Annotated in this window: 3 protein-coding genes and 1 pseudogene; all 4 read left to right on the top strand. The window is 67.2% G+C overall.

What is annotated here, in order from left to right; genetic code table 11:
* On the top strand, positions 1-645 hold a 645-nt coding region (locus WA317_RS00020; RefSeq protein ID WP_425171081.1), incomplete at its 5' end, for a thiamine pyrophosphate-dependent enzyme.
* 111 nt (positions 646-756) lie between these two features.
* Positions 757-3,081 (top strand): accessory Sec system translocase SecA2, encoded by a 2,325-nt coding sequence (gene secA2 / locus WA317_RS00015; RefSeq protein WP_425171080.1) that lies wholly within the window; start codon positions 757-759, stop codon positions 3,079-3,081.
* A 31-nt stretch (positions 3,082-3,112) separates the two neighbouring features.
* Positions 3,113-3,742, top strand: a complete 630-nt coding sequence (locus WA317_RS00010; protein WP_425171079.1) for a CDP-alcohol phosphatidyltransferase family protein — start codon at positions 3,113-3,115, stop codon at positions 3,740-3,742.
* Positions 3,735-3,877, top strand: a pseudogene (locus WA317_RS00005) (DUF881 domain-containing protein); the annotation flags it as partial. The gene WA317_RS00010 and the pseudogene WA317_RS00005, both read left to right, overlap by 8 nt.

Raw genomic sequence — 3,877 nt, 5'->3', positions numbered from 1 at the left:
CATCAGGACTGGCTCGACGAGCTGCGCAACGCCGAAACCGCCGCGCGGGAGGCCGAACAAGCCGAATTGGCGGACAGCCGAGTCCCGTTGCACCCGATGCGGGTGTACGCCGAGCTGGCGCCGCTGCTGGACCGCGACGCGATCGTCGTCATCGACGGCGGCGACTTCGGGTCCTATGCCGGCCGGGTCATCAACAGCTACGTCCCGGGCGCCTGGCTGGACAGCGGCCCGTTCGGCTGCCTGGGATCGGGGCCCGGCTACGCGCTGGCCGCTAAGCTGGCCCGGCCGGACCGCCAGGTGGTGCTGCTGCAAGGCGACGGCGCCTTCGGATTCTCCGGCATGGAATGGGACACGCTGGTGCGCCACGGGGTGCAAGTCGTGTCGGTGATCGGCAACAACGGAATCTGGGCGCTGGAGAAGCACCCGATGGAGATGATCTACGGCTACTCGGTGGTGGCGGAGCTGCGCCCAGGAACCCGCTACGACGAAGTCGCTCGTGCGCTGGGCGCCCACGGCGAGCTGGTGTCGGCGCCCGGTCAACTCGGCCCGGCGCTGCATCGTGCTTTCGACAGCGGTTTACCGGCCGTCGTCAATGTGCTCACCGATCCGACCATCGCCTATCCGCGCCGATCCAACCTCGCCTGATTGGCCTGAATACGATCGTCACCGCGAGGGTGCGCACCGGTATGCCCGTAACCGCCATGTCGTGTGCCGACACGCACGCTCGCGCCGGTGAGCCCCGCGTACGGTTGTTCTGTGCCGAAGACCACCAACGCCGCACCGGGGCGTCTGAGTAGCCGATTCTGGCGACTGCTCGGCGCCAGCACAGAACGTGACCAGAAACGCTCCCTCGCCGAAGTGAGCACCTCCGGCGAGTTCGACGAGAAAGCCGCCGGCCTCGACGACGAGCAGTTGAAGAAGGCCGCCGGCCTGCTCAGGCTCGACGACCTCGCGGACTCCGACGACATACCCCAGTTCCTGGCGATCGCCCGGGAAGCCGCCGAACGAGCCACCGACCTGCGACCGTTCGACGTGCAGCTGCTCGGGGCGCTGCGCATGCTCGCCGGTGACGTGGTCGAAATGGCCACCGGTGAGGGCAAGACGCTGGCCGGGGCCATCGCCGCCGCGGGCTATGCGCTGGCCGGTCGCCACGTGCATGTGGTCACCATCAACGACTATCTGGCCCACCGCGACGCCGAATGGATGACTCCGTTGCTGGAGGCGCTCGGATTGACCGTCGGCTGGATCACCGCGGAGTCGACGGCCGAGGAACGCCGCGCCGCCTACCAATGCGACATCACCTACGCCTCAGTCAATGAGATCGGCTTCGACGTACTGCGCGACCAGTTGGTCACCGACGTCGACGACCTGGTCTCGCCGAACCCCGACGTAGCGCTGATCGACGAGGCCGACTCGGTGCTGGTCGACGAAGCCCTGGTGCCGCTGGTGCTGGCGGGCACCACCCACCGCGAGACGCCACGGTTGGAGATCATCCGCTTGGTCGGTGAGCTCAAGCCCCGGAAGGACTACGACACCGACACCGACAGCCGCAACGTGCATCTGACCGATGCGGGCGCACGAAAAGTCGAACGGGCGCTCGGCGGTATCGACCTGTACTCCGAAGAACACGTCGGCACCACGCTCACCGAGGTCAACGTCGCGCTGCACGCGCACGTGCTGTTGCAGCGCGATGTGCACTACATCGTGCGCGACGACGCCGTGCACCTGATCAACGCCTCCCGCGGCCGCATCGCGCAACTACAGCGCTGGCCGGACGGACTGCAGGCCGCGGTCGAGGCCAAGGAGGGCATCGAGACCACCGAGACCGGTGAGGTGCTCGACACCATCACCGTGCAGGCACTGATCAACCGCTATGCCACGGTGTGTGGGATGACCGGCACCGCGCTGGCCGCAGGGGAACAGCTGCGCCAGTTCTACAAACTCGCCGTCTCCCCGATACCCCCGAACACCCCGAACATCCGCGAAGACGAAGTCGATCGCGTCTACATCACCGCGGCGGCCAAGAACGACGCGATCATCGCGCACATCATCGACGTGTCGGAGAGCGGGCAACCGGTGCTGGTCGGCACTCGCGACGTGGCCGAGTCCGAGGAGCTGCACGAACGGTTACAGCGCCGCGGTGTGCCCGCGGTGGTGCTCAACGCGAAGAACGATGCCGAAGAAGCGCAGGTGATCGCCGAGGCCGGCAAACTCGGCGCGGTGACCGTGTCGACCCAGATGGCCGGGCGCGGCACCGACATCCGGCTCGGCGGGTCCGACGAAGCCGACCACGACAAGGTTGTCGAGCTGGGCGGCCTGCACGTGATCGGAACCGGCAGGCACAACACCGAGCGGCTGGACAACCAGTTGCGTGGTCGCGCCGGACGTCAGGGCGACCCCGGCTCGTCGGTGTTCTTCGCGAGCTGGGAAGACGACGTCGTCGCGGCCAACCTGGATTCCAAGAAGCTGCCGACGGAAACCAACGAAGACGGCCGGATCGTCAGCACCAAGGCGGCCGGGTTGCTCGACCACGCGCAGCGGGTCGCCGAGGGCCGCTTGCTCGATGTGCACGCCAACACCTGGCGCTACAACCACCTGATCGCCCAGCAGCGCGCCATCATCGTCGAGCGGCGAAACACGTTGCTGAGCACCCCGACCGCCCGCGAGGAGCTGGCCGAACTGGCCCGGGAACGCTACGAGAAGTTGTCGGAGGACCTCTCGGAAGAAGACTTGGAGAGGATCTGCCGGCTGATCATGCTGTATCACCTCGACCGCGGCTGGGCCGACCACTTGGCCTATCTGGCCGACATCCGGGAGAGCATTCACCTGCGCGCGCTGGGCCGGCAGAACCCGCTCGACGAGTTCCACCGGTTAGCCGTTGACGCCTTCGCCTCGCTGGCCGCCGACGCGATCGAAGCCGCTCAGCAGACCTTCGAGACCTCGCCGACTATCGAGGACGAACCGGGGGTGGATCTGTCCAAGCTGGCCCGGCCGACGTCGACGTGGACCTACATGGTGCACGACAACCCGCTGGCCGACGAGACGCTGTCCGCGCTGAGCCTGCCCGGGGTGTTCCGGTAAAGCACCTGCTTCTCAGCTAAGGTCTCGCGTCATGGAGCCCGGGACCTCACCGAACCGGGTGCTGACGGTGCCTAACCTGCTCAGCGCGGTTCGGCTCGCCCTCATCCCGGTATTCACCTACCTGCTGCTGGTCCGGCACGCCGACGGCTGGGCGATGGGGATTTTGCTGTTCAGCGGCGCGTCTGACTGGGCCGACGGCAAGATCGCCAGGCTGTTGGACCAGTCCTCCAAGCTGGGCGAGCTGCTTGATCCCGCGGTCGACCGGCTGTACATGATCACTGTTCCGATCGCGCTGGCGTTGCGTGAGATGGTGCCGTGGTGGATCGTCGTCACGCTGCTGGCCCGCGATGCGCTGCTGGCCGCGACGTTGCCGCTGCTGCGCAGCCGGGGATTGAGCGCGCTGCCGGTTACTTACATCGGCAAGGCCGCGACTTTCGCTTTGATGACAGGGTTCCCGCTGATCCTGGTTGGCCAGTGGCACGCAACCTGGAGTCGGGTGCTATTGGCGTTCGGGTGGGGTTTCCTGATCTGGGGTGTGTACATGTACCTGTGGGCGTTCGTGCTGTACCTGATCCAGGTCGGGTTGGTGCTGCGCCGGCTGCCGAAGCCTGCCGTGCACCGCGCCGGCCCGGCACCTCAGCGAGCGGACGACCATGGTTGATTCCGACCGCGCACTCGGCGGCTATGACGCCGGCCGCAGCGCGCACGAGGCGGGGCGACCGCAGCTCTTGCCGGTGCCCTCGCTGTTACGCGAGCTGCTGTCGGCGCATCTGGATCCCGGATACGCGGCCGCAGC

Origin of the sequence: Mycobacterium sp., from assembly GCF_049802695.1 — a bacterium.
In the GTDB taxonomy this organism is placed as follows: Bacteria; Actinomycetota; Actinomycetes; order Mycobacteriales; family Mycobacteriaceae; genus Mycobacterium.
Note: the sequence above shows the minus strand (reverse complement) of the source record. Positions and strands in the feature narration are given on the sequence as shown.